Below are 17,110 nucleotides of genomic sequence, written 5' to 3' on the forward strand. Positions count from 1 at the left end.
AGGAGTCTCCCGTCTCAGCCAACCAAGTCCCACCAGGTCAAAAGCTCGTCGACGACTAGATTCCTTGAGACAGGTCACCCCGGTAGAGCGCGCTGAAGAAGCGGGTGAGGTACGCGCTGGTGGAGATCAGCCCGCCCTCGGCCCACGGGTAAGCGCTCTGCTCCGTGACGTCCACCAGTTCGCCGTCGACCCGGACATAACCGTGCGCGTGGGGGCCCGGGAGGCGCGAGTCCCTGCGGTCCAGCACATAGGTGTGGCGCAGGCCGAGCGGGCGCAGCACGCGGCGGTCGACCTCATGGGCGTACGACGCGCCGGTGACCTTCTCGATCAGCAGTCCTGCGACGAAGTAGTTGGTGCCGTTGTACGCCTGCTGGGTACCGGGCGCGAAGGCCATGTCGTTCTTGGCCGCTGACGCGACGATCTCCTGCGGCGTCCAGCTGTCGAACCGGTGCTTGACGAACCAGGCAGCGTCTCCGCCTCCCTCTCGGCTCTCGGGCAGCCCGCTGGTGTGGTTGAGCAACTGGCGGACGGTGATGTCCGGGTACGAAGCGGGCAGCAGGTCCGGCAGGTAGTGCTGGACCGGCCGGTCGAGGTCGATCCGGTCCGCTGCGGCGAGTTGCAGGACGACGGCGGCCGTGAACACCTTGCTGACGCTGCCGATGCGGAACCGCGCATCGGCGGGCACGGGGCGCCCGGTGTGCACATCGGCGTGCCCGGAGGTGCCTGACCACCTTCCGGACTTCCCGCTCAGTTTGACGAGCGCGGCGGTCACCTTGTCGTCCGGCAGCCCGCTGATCGCCTGCCGCAGGACGGCATGGTTCAGCGGCGGGAGGGCACCGGCGGTCTCCGCCACCGGAGCGGCTGGGGCGACCGGGGCGGCGGTGCCGCCGACCGCCCCGTTACCGGCGGCTGCGGGACCGATGGCCGCCAATAACGCGGCGGTGAGGACGGCACCGGTCGCGGCGGATTTCCGCATGATGAGTGACCTCTCTCGTGGTGGATCTCCATCCTCACGATCGCGGCTCGCCCGGGGCTCATCCGGCCAGACGATCCCCGCCCCGGACCCGCCCCCGACACCGCCCCTGAGGCTCACCTGACGCGCGGCCTCGCGCGCGCGGACGCGTACCGGACGGGTGCCCCCTACGGGGCGGCGCGGCTGATGGGGGGTCAGCCCAGGTGTACGGCGGCGGGCGCGGCATCCGCCGTGCCCGGCTCGCGCCGCGGGCGGGGAGTGTTCATCAGAACACCCACGATCAGCCCGCCCGCCACAAGGATGATCGAGGCCCAGACGAAGGCGTGCGAGAAGCCGTCCGTCAGCGCCTCCCTGGCGGCCAGCGGAGAGCGGCCGTGTGAGGCCATGTAGTCCGATGTGGCGCTGGTGGCGACGGTGTTGAGCAGAGCCGTACCGATCGAGCCGCCGATCTGTTGCGCCGTGGTGACGGTGGCGGAGGCGATGCCGGTGTCCTCGGCGGCGACTCCGTGCGTGGCGTAGTTCATCGCGGGAGCCATCACCAGGCCCATGCCGATGCCGACGAGGAGTTCGGCGGGCAGCACCCCGGCCGCGTACGAGCTGTCGGGCTCCAGTGGGATCAGCCAGGCCACACCAGCCGCGGCGATCAGCATGCCGGGCGTCATCAGGACACGGGGCGGCACCCTGGGGATCAGGCGCGCGGCGATCCCGCCCGCCGCGAACAGCACACCGGCCGTCAGCGGCAGGAACGCCAGACCGGTGACGACGGCGGAGTAGTCCTTGACGATCTGCATGTAGTAGGTGAGGAAGAGGAACATCGCGAACATGCCGACCACCGAGAGGCCCACCGCCAGATAGGCGCCACCTCGCGTACGGTCGAGCACCACGCGCAGCGGCAGCAGCGGCTGGGCGACCCTCACTTCCACGACGGCGAAGGCCGCGAGCAGCACCCCGCCGGTGACCAGCAGCGTGAGGACGGTGCCTGAGCTCCAGCCTTGCGACTCCGCCTCGCTGCACCCGTAGACGACAGCCACCAGTCCCCCGACGGCCAGCAGGACTCCGGGGAGGTCGAACCGGCCGCGGCTGCCCGCGGGGCGGGCGTCGACCGGCAGTACGGACCAGCCGAGGACCGCCGCGAGAGCGATCGGCACATTGACGTACAGGCACCAGCGCCAGTCGAGGTACTCGGTGAGCAGCCCGCCGAGCACCAGGCCGATCGCGCCACCACCCGCGGCGATGGCGCCGAAGACACCGAACGCCTTGGCGCGTTCCTTGGCCTCGGTGAACATCACGGCGAGCAGGGACAGCGCCGCCGGGGCGAGCAGCGCGGCGAAGACGCCCTGGAGCGTGCGGGCTCCGAGCAGGACGCCGAAGCTGCCGGCCGCGCCGCCGAGCGCGGAGGCCCCGGCGAAGCCGACAAGGCCGATGAGGAAGGCCCGCCTGCGGCCGGTGTAGTCGGCGATACGGCCGCCGAACAGCAGCAGGCTGCCGAAGGCGAGGGTGTACGCGGTGATCACCCACTGGCGGTCGCCATCGGATACCCCGAGGTCGCGCTGCGCGGAGGGCAGCGCGATGTTCACGATGGTGATGTCGAGCACGATCATCAGCTGGGCCAGGCCGACGAAGAGCAGCGCCAGCCACCGCTTGGGGTGGGTCCGTGCGGCTTCGGCGGGCTGCGCCGCCGGCTCGGGGCCTCGCTGGCCCTCGGGCTTGGGGTCGGTGACGGGCATGGTGTCGCCTTTCTGGTACGCGAGTGTGACATCGGGGGCTGGGGGGGGGGGCGGGACGCCGCGGAGGGGGAGATGTGGAAGCGGGACCGGACCCCGGTGGGTGGCATGGGGCCGACGCAGGTGACCGCCGAAGCGGGGCACTAGCCCCTGGCGCGGCGCCGAGTGCCACGACCTGACGGGCATGACGGCTACGGGGTACGGAGCAGGGAGCGATGGAGCACGGGCCGGAGCGATGGAGCAACGGAGCACGGCGCCACGCACGGACACGGAGCACGGGGCTCCACGCGCCGATACACACGGGGCACGGGGTACGGGGCACGGGGCCACGGGGTGGCCACGCGCTGACGCGCACGGAGCACGGAGCACGGAGTGCCGCCCACCGACGCGCACGGGGCGCGGCGCTACGAAGCACGCGACACGGGGCACGGCGCCACAGCGCGGGGCGTCGTTCATCCCGCCGGGGGCTCCGGGTCGTCAAGCGCACGGCTTCACATTCCGCCGGGCGGTGGACGGCCTTCAGGTTCGCCGGTTCAGTTGTCGTTCGATTCGACGGTTGTTCGATTCGGTTGTCGTTCAGCTCAGTTGGCGTTCAGTCCAGTTGGGCGAGGCCCCTCGGTTCGGCCCTCCTCGGTTCGCCCCCCTCGGTTCGGCCCTCCTCGGTTCGGCCCTCCTCGGTGCGGTTCCTGTCCGGGCGGTCGTCATCGCTCAGTTGTCGTCGGCTCCATCGGCAGCGGATATGTCGTCATCGGCTCAGCCGCCGTCGCGGGGAGTGCCGCCGAGTACGCGCGCCCTCATCCGTTTGAACCAGCTCATGTCCACGGCGGGGCCGGGCAGCCCGGTGCGGCCTTCGGCTGCGTCGTGCGCGGTGCGCAGGCCGTCGACGTAGATCTCCAGCTGCCGGTGAGCCAGAGCGTCATCCTCCGGGAGCTGCCCGCCCAGGAGGGGGCGGGACAGCCGGATGATCATCAGCGCGATGTCACCGAAGGCCACGTCGGGGCGGAGGGTTCCGGCGGCGTGGGCCTTGGCCACCAGTTCCTCGACGGGGTCGGCCGCGTCACCGCGGGCCCCGTCAAGCGCGTCGTCGACCGCGAACCGCCCGATCAGTGCGGGCATCACCGAGCCGACCTTGAGGTCGAGGGCCGCGTGCATGAAGCGGCGGAGCCCCTCGAACGGGTCCTCCGCTTCCGCCGCTTCGGCCGCGGCCTCCCCCAGGTCCGTCAGCACATCGACCGCGACGCCCAGGATCAGGTCGGACCGGTCGGGGAAGCGCCGGTAGAGGGTGGCGACCCCGACGCCCGCGCGCCGGGCGATCTCGTCGAACGGGGCGTCCGGTCCCTGACCGACGAAGACCTCCCGGGCGGCGTGCAGGATCTGCTCCCGGTTGCGCCGGGCGTCGGCGCGCATACGTACGGGCGCCCTGGTGGCGCTGGCGGGGGTGTCGCTGTCGGCGGACACGGGATTCCTCCTCGGAGGGACTCGGACACGGGGCCGGGACGGGCGGAGACGGGCCTGGTGAATCCAGGCAGAGAGCGGGGAAGTCGATAGGTGGATGAAATCTCTCCACTTAGAACAGCGTAGAGCCTCGGCGCCAGAAATTCATCACCTGATGAAAAATACGCCAAAAAAACTGGGCCCACCCCGCCGAAGCGGGCCAGGCCCAGTCACACACGGCGCCGGAGCGCCCGTTCGCCTCAGTCCGTGAGGTCCACCGACCGCGCCGACGTCGCGCCGATCTCCTCCGTGATCTCCGCCATCACCGTGGCCGGAACGGTGTCGTCCACCGTCAGCGCCACCAGCGCCTCGCCGCCCGCCGCCGCCCGGGAGACCTGCATCCCCGCGATGTTGATACCCGCCTCGCCGAGGATGCGGCCCACCGTGCCGACGACGCCCGGCCGGTCCGCGTAGCGGAAGAAGGCCATGTGGTCGGCCAGCGCCAGGTCCACATCGTGCTCGCCGACCGCGACGATCTTCTGCAGGTGCTTCGGGCCCGCCAGTGTGCCGGAGATCGAGACCTCCTCGCCGTCGGAGAGCGTGCCGCGCACGATCACCACGTTGCGGTGCTCGGCCGACTCCGAGCTGGTGGTCAGCCGGACCTCGACGCCTCGCTCCTGCGCGAACAGCGGCGCGTTGACGTAGCTGACGGTCTCATCGACGACGTCCTCGAAGACTCCCTTGAGTGCGGAGAGTTCGAGCACCTTCACGTCGTGCTGGGTGATCTCGCCGTAGACCTCGACGTCGAGCCTGACCGCGACCTCACCGGCCAGCGCCGTGAAGATCCGGCCCAGCTTCTCGGCGAGCGGCAACCCGGGCCGTACGTCCTCGGCGATCACGCCGCCCTGCACGTTGACCGCGTCGGGCACCAGTTCACCGGCCAGCGCGAGCCGGACCGACTTGGCGACCGAGATGCCCGCCTTCTCCTGCGCCTCCCCCGTGGAAGCACCGAGGTGCGGGGTGGCCACGACCTGGTCGAACTCGAAGAGCGGCGAGTCGGTGCAGGGCTCCGTGGCGTACACGTCGAGGCCCGCGGCCGCGACCCGGCCCTCCTTGAGCGCCGAGGCCAGCGCCGCCTCGTCGACGATGCCGCCCCGGGCCGCGTTGACGATGCGGACCTCCGGCTTGACCTTGTGCAGCGCGTCCTCGCCGATGAGCCCCAGCGTCTCGGGCGTCTTCGGCAGGTGGACGGTGATGAAGTCGGCGACCGCGAGCAGCTCGTCCAGCGAGAGCAGCTTGACGCCCATCTGCGCGGCTCGCGCGGGCTGCACGTACGGGTCGTACGCGACGATCTTCATGCCGAACGCGGACATCCGCTGGGCGACGAGCACACCGATGCGACCGAGGCCGACGACGCCGAGGGTCTTCTCGCTCAGCTCGACGCCGGTGTACTTGCTCCGCTTCCACTCGCCGTTCTTCAGGGCGGTGTTCGCCTGCGGGATGTTGCGCGCCGTGGCGACGAGCAGGCCGCAGGCCAGCTCGGCGGCGGTGACGATGTTCGAGGTCGGCGCGTTGACGACCATCACGCCCGCCTTGGTGGCGGCCGACACGTCGACGTTGTCGAGGCCCACGCCCGCGCGGGCGACGACCCTGAGCTTGCGCGCGGCGGCGATGGCCTCGGCGTCGATCTTCGTGGCGCTGCGCACGAGCACGGCGTCCACGTCGACGATGGCGGGGAGCAGCTCGGCCCGGTCGGCGCCGTTGCAGTGCCGGATCTCGAAATCCGGTCCCAGGGCGTCGACGGTGGCGGGTGACAGCTCTTCAGCGATGAGTACGACAGGTTTGCTGGACGTAGCAGTGCTCACGTGGTCCTCAGTCCTCACTAGTCCCTAGGACGGCCGTCCCGACGGCCGAAGGCGGTGAAGGGGGCAGCCGCGTGGAAGACGCACGACGCTGTGAGCCTGACGCGCTTGTGGAAAGCAGTGTAGTGGCGCATGAGCTGGAGTCTTGCGCCGTCGCGGAAGCATCACCCGGTCGTGGCTGTACGCGGTGGACAACGGCACAGGGTCATGGCGTCGGCGGGGCGAAGCGGCAGGTCAGCGGCCCGGCAGGGGCGGGCGCGGGCCCGTGGACGCGGCAACGGGCCCTCCGCCCGCCCCGGCGGACCGGGGCGGGCGGAGGGAAAAGAGCCGCGGCGCGGCCGCGCGCCAAGGGCTTACGCCTCGTCGTCGACCCAGCTCATGAGCTTGCGCAGCTCCTTGCCCGTGGTCTCCAGGAGGTGGTCCTGGTCGGCCTTCTTGTACTCGTTGTACTTCGGCAGACCCGCGTGGTACTCGGCCATCCAGTTCTTGGCGAAGGTGCCGTCCTGGATCTCGGAGAGGACCTTCTTCATCTCGGCCTTGGTGCCGTCGTTGACGATCCGCGGGCCGGTGACGTAGTCGCCCCACTCGGCGGTCTCGGAGACCGACCAGCGCATCTTCTCCAGGCCGCCCTCGTACATCAGGTCCACGATCAGCTTCAGCTCGTGGAGGCACTCGAAGTACGCGATCTCCGGCTGGTAACCGGCCTCGACCAAGGTCTCGAAGCCCGCCTTGACCAGCGCGGAAGCGCCACCGCAGAGCACCGCCTGCTCGCCGAAGAGGTCGGTCTCGGTCTCCTCGGTGAAGGTGGTCTTGATGACTCCGGCGCGGGTGCCGCCGATGGCCTTGGCATACGAGAGCGCCAGCGCGAAGCCGTTGCCGGTGGCGTCCTGCTCGACGGCCGCGATACACGGAACGCCGCGGCCCTCCTCGTACTGGCGGCGGACCAGGTGGCCCGGGCCCTTCGGGGCGACCATGGCGACGTCCACACCGGCCGGGGGCTTGATGAAGCCGTACCGGATGTTGAGGCCGTGGCCGAAGAACAGGGCGTCGCCGTCCTTCAGGTTGTCCTTGACGGACTCCTCGTAGACCTGGGCCTGGATCGGGTCCGGGACGAGGATCATGATCACGTCGGCCTCGGCGGACGCCTCGGCGGGCGTCGTCACGCGCAGGCCCTGCTCCTCGGCCTTGGTCCTGGACTTGGACCCCTCGTGCAGGCCGACGCGGACGTCGACGCCCGAGTCGCGCAGCGACAGCGCGTGGGCGTGGCCCTGGCTGCCGTAACCGAGGACCGCGACCTTACGGCCCTGGATGATGGACAGGTCGGCGTCGGCGTCGTAGAACAGCTCGGCCACTTCGGGTATCTCCTAGCGTTTCGGTTGTGCGTCCCACCGTATGACGGGCGGACGGAGGAAGGTCTTCGGGTCTCGCTATGCGGTCCGGGGAGCCGGCCGGACAGCCGCCTGGTGGGGCGGTCCGGCGCGGCTCGTGCCTGGTGGGGCCGGGCCTACGCGGAGCGGTCGAGGGCGCGCAGGCTCCGGTCGGTGATGGAGCGCGCCCCACGCCCTATGGCGATGGTGCCCGACTGCACCAACTCCTTGATGCCGAACGGCTCCAGCATCTTCAGCATGGCTTCCAGCTTGTCGCTGCCGCCGGTCGCCTCGATGGTGACGGCCTCCGGGGAGACGTCCACGGTCTTGGCGCGGAACAGCTGGACGATCTCCACCACCTGGGAGCGGGTCTCGTTGTCGGCGCGGACCTTCACCAGGACGAGTTCGCGCTGGATGGCGGAGCTGTCCTCAAGCTCAACGATCTTCAGCACGTTGACGAGCTTGTTGAGCTGCTTGGTGACCTGCTCCAGCGGCAGCTCCTCGACGTTCACCACGATGGTGATACGGGAGATGTCGGGGTGCTCGGTGACGCCGACGGCGAGGGAGTCGATATTGAAACCACGGCGTGAGAACAGCGCGGCGATCCGGGCGAGGATGCCGGGGGTGTTCTCCACCAGGACGGAGAGCGTGTGCTTGGACATGGGCTCGGTCTCTCTGCTTCTCAGTCGTCTCGGACGGCTCAGTCGTCTTCGTTGTCGCCGAAGTCCGGGCGGACGCCGCGGGCGGCCATGACCTCGTCGTTGGAGGTGCCCGCCGCGACCATCGGCCAGACCATGGCGTCCTCGTGGACGATGAAGTCCACGACGACGGGGCGGTCGTTGATGGAGTTGGCCTTCTCGATGACGGCGTCGAGCTGGGCGGGGTCCTCACAGCGCAGGCCGACGCAGCCCATCGCCTCGGCCAGCTTCACGAAGTCGGGCACCCGGGTCCCGGCGCTCTTGGTGGCGTTGTCACCGGAGGTGGTGGGACCGCCGGAGTGCAGCACCGTGTTGGAGTAGCGCTGGTTGTAGAAGAGGGTCTGCCACTGGCGGACCATGCCCAGCGCCCCGTTGTTGATGATGGCGACCTTGATGGGGATGTTGTTCAGGGCGCAGGTGACCAGTTCCTGGTTCGTCATCTGGAAGCAGCCGTCGCCGTCGATCGCCCACACGGTGCGGTCAGGCTGTCCGGCCTTGGCGCCCATGGCGGCCGGGACGGCGTATCCCATGGTCCCGGCGCCACCGGAGTTGAGCCAGGTCGAGGGCTCCTCGTAGTCGATGAAGTGCGAGGCCCACATCTGGTGCTGGCCGACTCCGGCCGCGTAGATGGTGCCCTGCGGGGCGAGCTGGCCGATCCGCTGGATGACCTGCTGCGGCGAGAGGCTGCCGTCCGCGGGCAGGTCGTAGCCGAGCGGGTACGTCTGGCGCCAGCGGTTGAGGTCCGCCCACCAGGCGGTGTAGTCGCCCTCGTTTCCGGCGCCGCGCTCCGCCTGGACGGCCGCCACGAGGTCCGCGATGACCTCGCGGGCGTCGCCGACGATCGGCACGTCGGCGGTGCGGTTCTTGCCGATCTCAGCGGGGTCGATGTCGGCGTGCACGATCTTCGCGTACGGGGCGAAGGAGTCGAGCTTGCCGGTCACCCGGTCGTCAAAGCGGGCACCGAGGGCGACGATCAGGTCGGCCTTCTGCAGCGCCGTCACGGCGGCGACGGTGCCGTGCATGCCGGGCATGCCCAGGTGCTGCGGGTGGGTGTCGGGGAAGGAGCCGAGTGCCATCAGCGTGGTGGTGACGGGCGCGCCGGTCAGCTCGGCGAGCACCTTCAGCTCGTTGGTGGCGCGGGCCTTCATCACGCCGCCGCCGACGTACAGCACGGGGCGCTTGGCCTGGTTGATCAGCCGGGCGGCCTCGCGGATCTGCTTGGCGTGCGGCTTGGTGACGGGGCGGTAGCCGGGGAGGTCGGTCTGCGGTGGCCACACGAACGTGGTCCGCGCCTGGAGGGCGTCCTTGGCGATGTCGACGAGGACGGGGCCGGGGCGGCCGGTCGAGGCGACGTGGAACGCCTCAGCGATGGTCTTCGGGATGTCGTCCGCGTTGGTGACCAGCCAGTTGTGCTTGGTGATCGGCATGGTGATGCCGCAGATGTCCGCTTCCTGGAAGGCGTCCGTGCCGATCGCCTTGGAAGCCACCTGACCGGTGATCGCGACCAGCGGGACGGAGTCCATGTGGGCGTCGGCGATCGGGGTGACGAGGTTGGTGGCGCCGGGACCTGAGGTCGCCATGCAGACGCCGACCTTGCCGGTGGCCTGCGCGTAGCCGGTGGCGGCGTGGCCCGCGCCCTGCTCGTGCCTGACGAGGACGTGCCGGACCTTCGAGGAGTCCATCATCGGGTCGTACGCGGGGAGGATCGCGCCGCCGGGGATGCCGAACACGATGTCGGCTCCGACTTCCTCAAGAGAGCGGATGAGGGACTGCGCGCCCGTGACGTGCTCGGTGGTGACGGGCTGCGGCCCGCCGCTACGGGCTCGCGGCTGGGGATGGTGGGCCCCGGTGGCCTGCTCGGTCATCGGCATTCTCTTCTCGAAGATGAGGGTTCGTGCGGGGGTGGGAGATGCGTCAGTGCAACAAAAAACCCCTCGTGCCGTGAGGCAAGCGAGGGGAGCGCGTCGGGAGGAGGTCCGCAGGGGATTTCGTCTTGACCCTGCTTAGCCGACGCGCTGTCCAAGTACGAGAATTCGGGTGCGCATGGCTTTGACCCTCCCCCCGGCGGCTAGGGAGTGTCAAGTGGGTGGGACGGGCGTCTCATTATTTGAACGCAATGGCGTATGGGCGAGTGACTCGTGGCGTCGTGTCCCGTGGGAACCGCTGTACCGCACCGGCAGGGCTCCGCCGACGAGCGCGGGGGGCTCGGGGTGGAAATCGGGCCGGTAGTCGGAGCGGGTCTCGGCGCGCGGCACGCGGCGCGGCTCCGGGCGCGGCAGCGGGTACCCGCCGGCGGTCAGGGCGCGGCGCAGCCGGTGTTCGTCGAGCGGGCCGCAGAAGACCGCGCCCTGGCCATGGGTGCATCCCATGGCGCGCAGGGCGGCCAGCTGCTCCGGCAGGTCGACCCCTTCCGCCACGGACTCGGTGCCGAGGTCGGTGGCGATACGCAGCAGCCCTGCGGTGATCTTGTGGAGCCGGGCCGATTCCAGCACGCCTTCGACCAGGCCGCGATCGAGTTTGACCATGTCGATGGGGAGTCTGCGCAGCGCGCTGATCGCCGCGTACCCGCTGCCGAAGCCGTCCAGGGCGATGCGTACGCCCAGGCGGCGCAGGGCCATCAGCCGGTTCTCCAGGTCGTCCATCGGCAGCCGCGGGTCACTCTCGGCGAGCTCGACGATGAGGCTGCCGGACGGCAGGCTGTGCCGGGCGAGCAGGGCCTCCACGCTCTTGGGCGGCATGGCCTTGTCCAGCAGGCGGCTGGCGGGCAGCCGGACGGACACGGGCACCGTGTGCCCGGCGCGGCGGCGCCGGGCGGCCTGCTCGACGGCCTCCTCCAGCGTCCAGCGCCCCAGCTCGGCGCTGCGGGCGGCGTCCTCGCCCCGGCCGCCCTCGGCGCTACGGCCGCCGTCGGCGCTACGGCCGCCGTCGGTCACCCGCAGGAACTCGGCCGGGGTGAAGAGAATGCCCTGGGTCGAGCGCCAGCGCGGCTGGGCGGAGGCGGCGGCGATACGGCCGCTGTTCAGCTCGACCACGGGCTGGTGCAGCAGGACGAACTCGCCGTCGTGCAGGGCGGTGCGCAGCCGGGTCGCCCGCTCGGTGCGGCGGGCCACGTCGGCCTGCATCTGCGGGGCGTACAGCTCGACACGGTTCTTGCCGCCGGACTTGGCCCGGTACATGGCGAGGTCGGCGTTGCGCATCAGCTCGCCAGGGGTGATGCCGGGCTCGGCGAAGGCCACGCCGATGCTGGCGGCGACGCGGACCTCGGTGCCCTGCACGCGGTACGGGCGGGAGAGGGCCAGCCGCAGCCGGTCGGCGATGTCGTGGACGCGGTACTCGTGGGCGGCCTGGTCCCTGCTGCCGTCGCCCATGATCAGGGCGGCGAACTCGTCACCGCCGAGGCGGGCCGCGGCGTCGCCCGACCGCACGGACTCCTGGAGCCTGCGGGCGGCCTGGATCAGCAGCTCGTCGCCCGCCTGGTGGCCGACGGTGTCGTTGACCGCCTTGAAGCCGTCGAGGTCGATGAAGAGCACGGCCGTCCCGGCGTCGGTGCGGCGGCGCCCGGAGAGCGCCTGGCGCACGCGCCGGGTGAACAGCGCCCGGTTGGGCAGGTCGGTCAGCGGGTCGTGCTCGGCGTTGTGCTGGAGCTGGGCCTGGAGCCGGACGCGCTCGGTCACGTCGCGGCTGTTGAGGATCAGGCCGCCGTGGTGCCGGTTGACGGTGGACTCGACGTTCAGCCACTCGCCGGTACCGGAGCGGAAGCGGCATTCGATGCGGGTGGTGGGTTCCTTGCTCGGCGGCGCGGCGAGGAAGCGCCGGACCTCGTGGACGACCGGGCCCAGGTCCTCGGGGTGGATGAGCGAGGCCAGCTCGGAGCCCGTGAGCTCGTCGGCGTCGCGCCCGTAGACGCCGGAGGCCGCCGGGCTGACGTAGCGCAGTATGCCGGTCGGCGCGGCGATCATGATGACGTCGCTTGAGCCCTGCACCAGGGAGCGGAAGTGGTTCTCCTTCTGCGCCAGCTCCTGGGTGAGGGTGATGTTGTCCATCAGCATGATGGCCTGCCGGACGACGAGCGCGAGCACGACCGCGCAACCGGTGAAGAGCACGACCCGGTCCACCGCGCGGCCGTGGAGCACGTTGTAGATGATGCCCAGGACGCAGATGGCGGCGGCGAGATACGGCGTGAGGGCGGCGAGCGAGCTGGCGATGGGGCGCCCCGCGGGCTGCGGGCGGCGCACCTGCCGGTCCCAGTCCTGGGCGGACCGCTTGGCCACCCACGGCGCGTAGGCGAGGAGCAGGGAGCCTGTGAACCATCCGGCGTCAAGGATCTGCCCGGAGCGGTACTGCTCGCGCAGCAGCGGTGAGGTGAACATCGCGTCGCACAGCACGGTCAGCGCCAGGGCGCCGATGGCGGTGTTGATGGCGGACCTGTTCGCCGATGAGCGCCGGAAGTGCACCGCGAGGACGACGCTGACGAGGGCGATGTCGAGCAGCGGGTAGGCGAGTGAGAGTGCCGTACGGGCCACGCTCTCGCCGTCGAAGCGCGCCGTGTGGGCGAGCGCGAGGCTCCACGAGAGGGTCAGCAGCGAACCAGCGATCAGCCAGGAGTCGAGGCTGAGACACAGCCAGCCCGCCCGGTTCACCGGGCGCTTGGCGAGCACGAGCAGCCCGACGATGGCGGGCGGCGCGAACATCAGGAAGCAGAAGTCGGCGAACGAGGGCGTCGGCACCGGCTGCCGCAGCACCACCTCGTACCAGCCCCAGACGCCGTTGCCCAGCGCGGCCATGGCGGACGACCCCGCGAACATGAACCAGGCCGGGCTGAAGCGGCCGGAACGCGTCCGCCCGTACCAGAAGCAGGAGACGGCGGCACCGAGGGCGGCGGCGCAGAGCCCGAAGTCGCCCATGATCAGAGCCAGTTCGGCGGAACCCCAGCCCAGCACGGCACCCAGGGCGTACCCGCCGCACACCAGGGTCAGCAGGAGCTGGCGCGCCGTCGCGGCGCCGCCGCTCAGCGCGCGCGGGCGGGTGAGGACCGCTCCCGAGGCGCTCACCGTGCCACCACCGGCCGCTCGCGCAGCGATCCGCCCGCGATGCGGTGCTCTGGTCGGCGTTGTGGTCGGCGCGTGAGCCGCGTCGGGTGGTCCATCCATCGGCCATCCATCGCCCGTCGCCCCCCTCGGTATCTGTCCATCACTCACGCCGTGCTATGTGAGGCGTGGGTCCCCGTTCCGGACGATACACCAGATCGGTCACACAGGGACATAGCCTATCTACACAGCGTGACGGGTAGGGGCGTTGTGGACACAGAACGCAATCACGCGATTTCACTGTGTGCCGGAATTGTGCGTTCCGGGTGTCGCTTCGGTGTGTTTCAGCCAGTGGTCGCGACCACATTGAGCAGTGGATCACCGGCGGAGAAGCGCCGCAGCTGATCGCGCAGCAGCCGCTTGGCGCGCGGCAGGAAGGCGGATGAGGGGCCGCCCACGTGTGGGGTGATGAGGACTCCTGGAGCGTGCCACAACGGGTGCCCGGGCGGCAGTGGTTCAGGATCGGTGACATCCAGCGCGGCGCGCAGCCTGCCTGTCTCCAGTTCGGCGAGGAGGGCTTTGGTGTCCACGATGCCGCCCCGCGCGACGTTCACCAGCAGCGCCCCGTCCTTCATCCGGCCAAGGAAACCCGAGCTCACCAGGGATCGAGTGGCCTCCGTCAGCGGAAGCGTGAGTACCACGACGTCGGCCTCGGGCAGCAGTTCGGGCAGTGCCGTGAGTGGATGCACAGGACCGCGCTCGGACTCTCGGCCGGAGCGCGCGACGCGCGCCACCCGCGCGCACTCAAACGGAGTGAGCCGGTCTTCCACGGCGCTGCCAATCGCCCCGTACCCCACGATGAGGACGGATTTGTCGGCCAGCGCCGGCCGGTAGCCGCTGTTCCACCGTCCCGCGTCCTGGTCGCGCACGAAGCCGGGGATGTCGCGCAGGGCGGCGAGGATGAGGGCGAGCGCGAGCTCGGCGGTGCTGGCGTCGTGCACACCTCGCGCGTTGCACAGCCGGGTGCCCGGCGGCAGCGTCGCCAGCGCGGGCTCCACGTGGTCGATGCCGGCGGTCAGCGTCTGGACGACACGCACCCGCCGCATCTCGGGAAGCGGGCGTACGGCCAGCTCCGCGCCCTTGAGGTAGGGAACGCCGTAGAAAACGCAGCGTGCCGGGTCGGTCGGATACGCCTGATCGCCGTCCCAGAACGCGTACTCCAGGCTCTCCGGCAAGCCCTCTACCTCGTCGGGCGGCACCGGCAGCCACACCAGGGGACGGGCGGATTCGCTGTCGTCTGCATGCATGACAGGAGGCTATGCGAAGGGCGCTCGGTCACAGACGTTACGTTGGGGTTCGGGAACGGGAGGGGTACGGGCAGGTGGAGCGCAGGACAATCGGTGCGGGGGCGCTGTCGGTGGGCGCGGTCGGCCTGGGCTGCATGCCCATGAGCTGGGCGTACACCACGTCCCAGCAGAGCGGCGACAGCTCGTTGCGCACCGTGCACGCCGCGCTCGACCAGGGCGTCAGCCTGCTCGACACCGCTGACATGTACGGCCCGTTCACCAACGAGCTCCTGCTGGGCCGCGTGCTCAAGGAGCGGCGCGCGGACGCCTTCATCTCCACCAAGTGCGGGCTGCTGGTGGGCGAGCAGCATGTCGTCGCCAACGGCAGGCCCGGCTATGTGAAGCGGGCGTGCGACGCCTCACTGCGGCGGTTGCAGACCGACACGATAGACCTCTACCAGTTGCACCGGGCCGACCCCGAGGTACCCGTCGAGGAGACCTGGGGCGCCATGGCGGAGCTCGTCAGCGCGGGGAAGGTGCGCTCCTTGGGCTTGTGCGCCGTGGGGGCGCGCGGACAGCTTCGACGCGCCGGAGCGCGCTCCGGCGCGTCGGCTGCGGCGCGGCTGCACGACGCCACGATCCGGCAGCTTCAGCGGGTCCAGCAGATCTTCCCGGTGAGCTGCGTACAGGCCGAGCTGTCGGTGTGGTCACCGGAAGCGCTGGAAGCGCTCGTGCCGTGGTGCGCCTCGCGCGGTGTCGGGTTCCTCGCCGCGATGCCCCTCGGCAACGGCTTCCTCAGCGGCACACTGACGCCCGGTCAGGGCTTCGAACCCGACGACGTCCGCGCCAGGCATCCGCGCTTCACCGCGGAGATGATGGCCGCCAACCAACCCATCGTGGCCGGGCTGCGCCGGGTGGCGGAGCGCCACGGGGCCACGTCGGCCCAGGTGGCGCTCGCCTGGCTGCTCGGGCAAGGGCGGCACGTGGTGCCGGTACCGGGGACGAAGAAGGAGCGGTGGGCCGTGGAGAACGCCCAGGCCGCCGACGTACGGCTGGCTGAGTCCGACTTCGCGGAGATCGCCGCGCTGCCGCCCGCGCGCGGCTCCTGGGACTGACGGCAGGGGCACGCTGGGCGCTCGCCCGCGCGCCGCCATCTCAGCTCGCGTCCCTCCAGCGCGGGGCCCCGGAAGCCGGTCGGATGCCGGTGGCCGATATTCGCCTACGAACCAGCCCACGCCCCGCGTATGGTGCCCGGCGCACTCCGTACCCACGCCCACGGAGCGTGACCCACCGCGCACGACGGGCCGTCAGCAAGCCTGCGGAGACGGGGCCGAACCGCGTGCGGAGAGCGGCACCTCACGGCCCGTACGGGGCGACGGGCGGAAACCCGGCAGCCGGTCTGCCGCATGTTCCTCATGCCACGCGGTGTATAAGAAGCAGTGCCGTGCCCAGGCACGTCGTCTCCGCGCCCCAGGCCACCCGGCCGGTGGCTCCGTGCCCAGTGAGAGGAACCCATCGTGCGACGTCCTGGTCTCACCGCCGCGTCCGTCGTGACCGCGCTGCTGCTCGTATCGGCCTGCTCGTCCGACGGCGACGGCAAGGGTCCCCTGGACACCGGCGAGACGTCCGCGAAGCCGACGAAGTCCGGCAGTGGCTCTCCGTCACCCGGCTCCACCGCCAGTTCATCGGCGGCGCCCAAGAAGGGCTCGGCCGACGTCGTCGGGACGGTCGCCAAGAAGCTCGACACGCCCTGGGGCCTCGTCGAACTGCCCGGTGGTGACCTGCTGGCCTCCTCGCGGGACACCGGAAAGATCTTCCGGATCGGGGCGGAGGACGGCAAGAAGACCGAGCTGGGCTCGGTGCCCGGTGCCTCCCCCAGCGGCGAGGGCGGGCTGCTCGGGCTGGCCATATCGCCCGGCTTCGGCTCGGACCAGATGGTGTACGCCTACTTCACCACCGCCTCCGACAACCGCATCGCACGCATGCTCTACGACGAGAAGCGGCCCGAGGGCGAGCAGCTGGGCGCACCCGACACCATCTTCAAGGGCATCCCCAAGGGCCATATCCACAACGGCGGGCGGATCGCCTTCGGCCCGGACAAGATGCTGTACGCGGGCACGGGCGAGACCGGGGACCGCGGGCTGGCCCAGGACAAGGAGTCGCTGGGCGGCAAGATCCTCCGCATGACACCGGACGGCGAACCGGCCCCCGGCAACCCCGACGCGGACTCGGCCGTCTACTCATACGGCCACCGCAACGTCCAGGGCCTGGCCTGGGACAAGGACAAGCGGCTGTGGGCGGCCGAGTTCGGCCAGGACACCTGGGACGAGCTGAACCTGATCAAGCCGGACGGCAACTACGGCTGGCCGGACGTCGAGGGCAAGGGCGAGAAGGGCGAGTCGAAGGCGGACGGCTTCATCGACCCGGTCGAGCAGTGGAAGACCTCCGACTCCTCCCCCAGCGGCATCGCCGTCGCGGACGGCTCCGTGTGGATGGCGGCACTGGGCGGCGAGCGTCTGTGGCGCGTTCCACTGGACGGCACCCGGCCGGTGGCCAAGCCGCAGGAGTTCCTCGTCGGCGAGTACGGGCGGCTGCGCTCGGTCGTCACCTCGGACGACGGCAGCCTGCTGCTGACGACCAGCAACACGGACGGCCGCGGCGACCCGGCCGCGCAGGACGACCGCGTGCTGCGCCTCGACGTGAAGTGACACCCGGTCGTCCGCCCCCCGCCCCCGCCCC

At 70.8% G+C, this 17,110-nt stretch carries 11 protein-coding genes; 2 read left to right on the forward strand and 9 right to left on the reverse strand.

Annotated features, from left to right (window positions below; translation table 11 throughout):
* Positions 1 to 55 precede the first annotated feature (55 nt).
* From AC5P1B_RS28100 to AC5P1B_RS28140, 9 genes are all read right to left on the reverse strand, one after another.
* Entirely contained in the window at positions 56 to 976 is a 921-nt protein-coding gene (locus AC5P1B_RS28100; RefSeq protein WP_493890657.1) for a serine hydrolase domain-containing protein, read from the reverse strand.
* A 191-nt stretch (positions 977 to 1,167) separates the two neighbouring features.
* On the reverse strand, positions 1,168 to 2,700 hold the full coding sequence (locus tag AC5P1B_RS28105) for an MFS transporter (protein WP_493890659.1): 1,533 nt from the start codon (positions 2,698 to 2,700) through the stop codon (positions 1,168 to 1,170).
* Positions 2,701 to 3,450: 750 nt separating this feature from the next.
* Positions 3,451 to 4,155, reverse strand: coding sequence for a TetR/AcrR family transcriptional regulator (locus AC5P1B_RS28110; RefSeq protein WP_493890661.1), 705 nt, complete (start codon positions 4,153 to 4,155; stop codon positions 3,451 to 3,453).
* A gap of 236 nt (positions 4,156 to 4,391) precedes the next feature.
* Entirely contained in the window at positions 4,392 to 5,996 is a 1,605-nt protein-coding gene (serA, locus tag AC5P1B_RS28115; RefSeq protein WP_493890662.1) for a phosphoglycerate dehydrogenase, read from the reverse strand.
* A 350-nt stretch (positions 5,997 to 6,346) separates the two neighbouring features.
* On the reverse strand, positions 6,347 to 7,345 hold the full coding sequence (gene ilvC / locus AC5P1B_RS28120; RefSeq protein WP_493890664.1) for a ketol-acid reductoisomerase: 999 nt from the start codon (positions 7,343 to 7,345) through the stop codon (positions 6,347 to 6,349).
* Positions 7,346 to 7,497: 152 nt separating this feature from the next.
* Entirely contained in the window at positions 7,498 to 8,022 is a 525-nt protein-coding gene (gene ilvN / locus AC5P1B_RS28125) for an acetolactate synthase small subunit (RefSeq protein ID WP_493890665.1), read from the reverse strand.
* A 38-nt stretch (positions 8,023 to 8,060) separates the two neighbouring features.
* Positions 8,061 to 9,929 carry an acetolactate synthase large subunit gene (locus AC5P1B_RS28130; protein WP_493890666.1) on the reverse strand — a complete coding sequence of 623 codons (1,869 nt, stop codon included), beginning with the start codon at positions 9,927 to 9,929 and terminating at the stop codon, positions 8,061 to 8,063.
* Between the two features lie 207 nt (positions 9,930 to 10,136).
* Positions 10,137 to 13,109 carry a putative bifunctional diguanylate cyclase/phosphodiesterase gene (locus AC5P1B_RS28135; RefSeq protein WP_493890668.1) on the reverse strand — a complete coding sequence of 991 codons (2,973 nt, stop codon included), beginning with the start codon at positions 13,107 to 13,109 and terminating at the stop codon, positions 10,137 to 10,139.
* A 320-nt stretch (positions 13,110 to 13,429) separates the two neighbouring features.
* Positions 13,430 to 14,392, reverse strand: a complete 963-nt coding sequence (locus AC5P1B_RS28140) for a 2-hydroxyacid dehydrogenase (protein WP_493890669.1) — start codon at positions 14,390 to 14,392, stop codon at positions 13,430 to 13,432.
* A 74-nt stretch (positions 14,393 to 14,466) separates the two neighbouring features.
* Between AC5P1B_RS28140 and AC5P1B_RS28145 the strand changes: the two genes are divergently transcribed.
* Positions 14,467 to 15,486, forward strand: a complete 1,020-nt coding sequence (locus AC5P1B_RS28145) for an aldo/keto reductase (protein ID WP_493890670.1) — start codon at positions 14,467 to 14,469, stop codon at positions 15,484 to 15,486.
* 402 nt (positions 15,487 to 15,888) lie between these two features.
* Positions 15,889 to 17,079, forward strand: a complete 1,191-nt coding sequence (locus tag AC5P1B_RS28150; RefSeq protein ID WP_493890671.1) for a PQQ-dependent sugar dehydrogenase — start codon at positions 15,889 to 15,891, stop codon at positions 17,077 to 17,079.
* Positions 17,080 to 17,110 lie beyond the last annotated feature (31 nt).

Source organism: Streptomyces sp. A01 (assembly GCF_059026195.1).

Coding starts and splice junctions, on each gene's coding strand:
- AC5P1B_RS28100 (WP_493890657.1), bottom strand. CDS start 976: ATGCGGAAATCCGCCGCGACCGGTGCCGTCCTCACCGCCGCGTTATTG.
- AC5P1B_RS28130 (WP_493890666.1), bottom strand. CDS start 9,929: ATGCCGATGACCGAGCAGGCCACCGGGGCCCACCATCCCCAGCCGCGA.
- AC5P1B_RS28140 (WP_493890669.1), bottom strand. CDS start 14,392: ATGCATGCAGACGACAGCGAATCCGCCCGTCCCCTGGTGTGGCTGCCG.
- ilvN (WP_493890665.1), bottom strand. CDS start 8,022: ATGTCCAAGCACACGCTCTCCGTCCTGGTGGAGAACACCCCCGGCATC.
- AC5P1B_RS28105 (WP_493890659.1), bottom strand. CDS start 2,700: ATGCCCGTCACCGACCCCAAGCCCGAGGGCCAGCGAGGCCCCGAGCCG.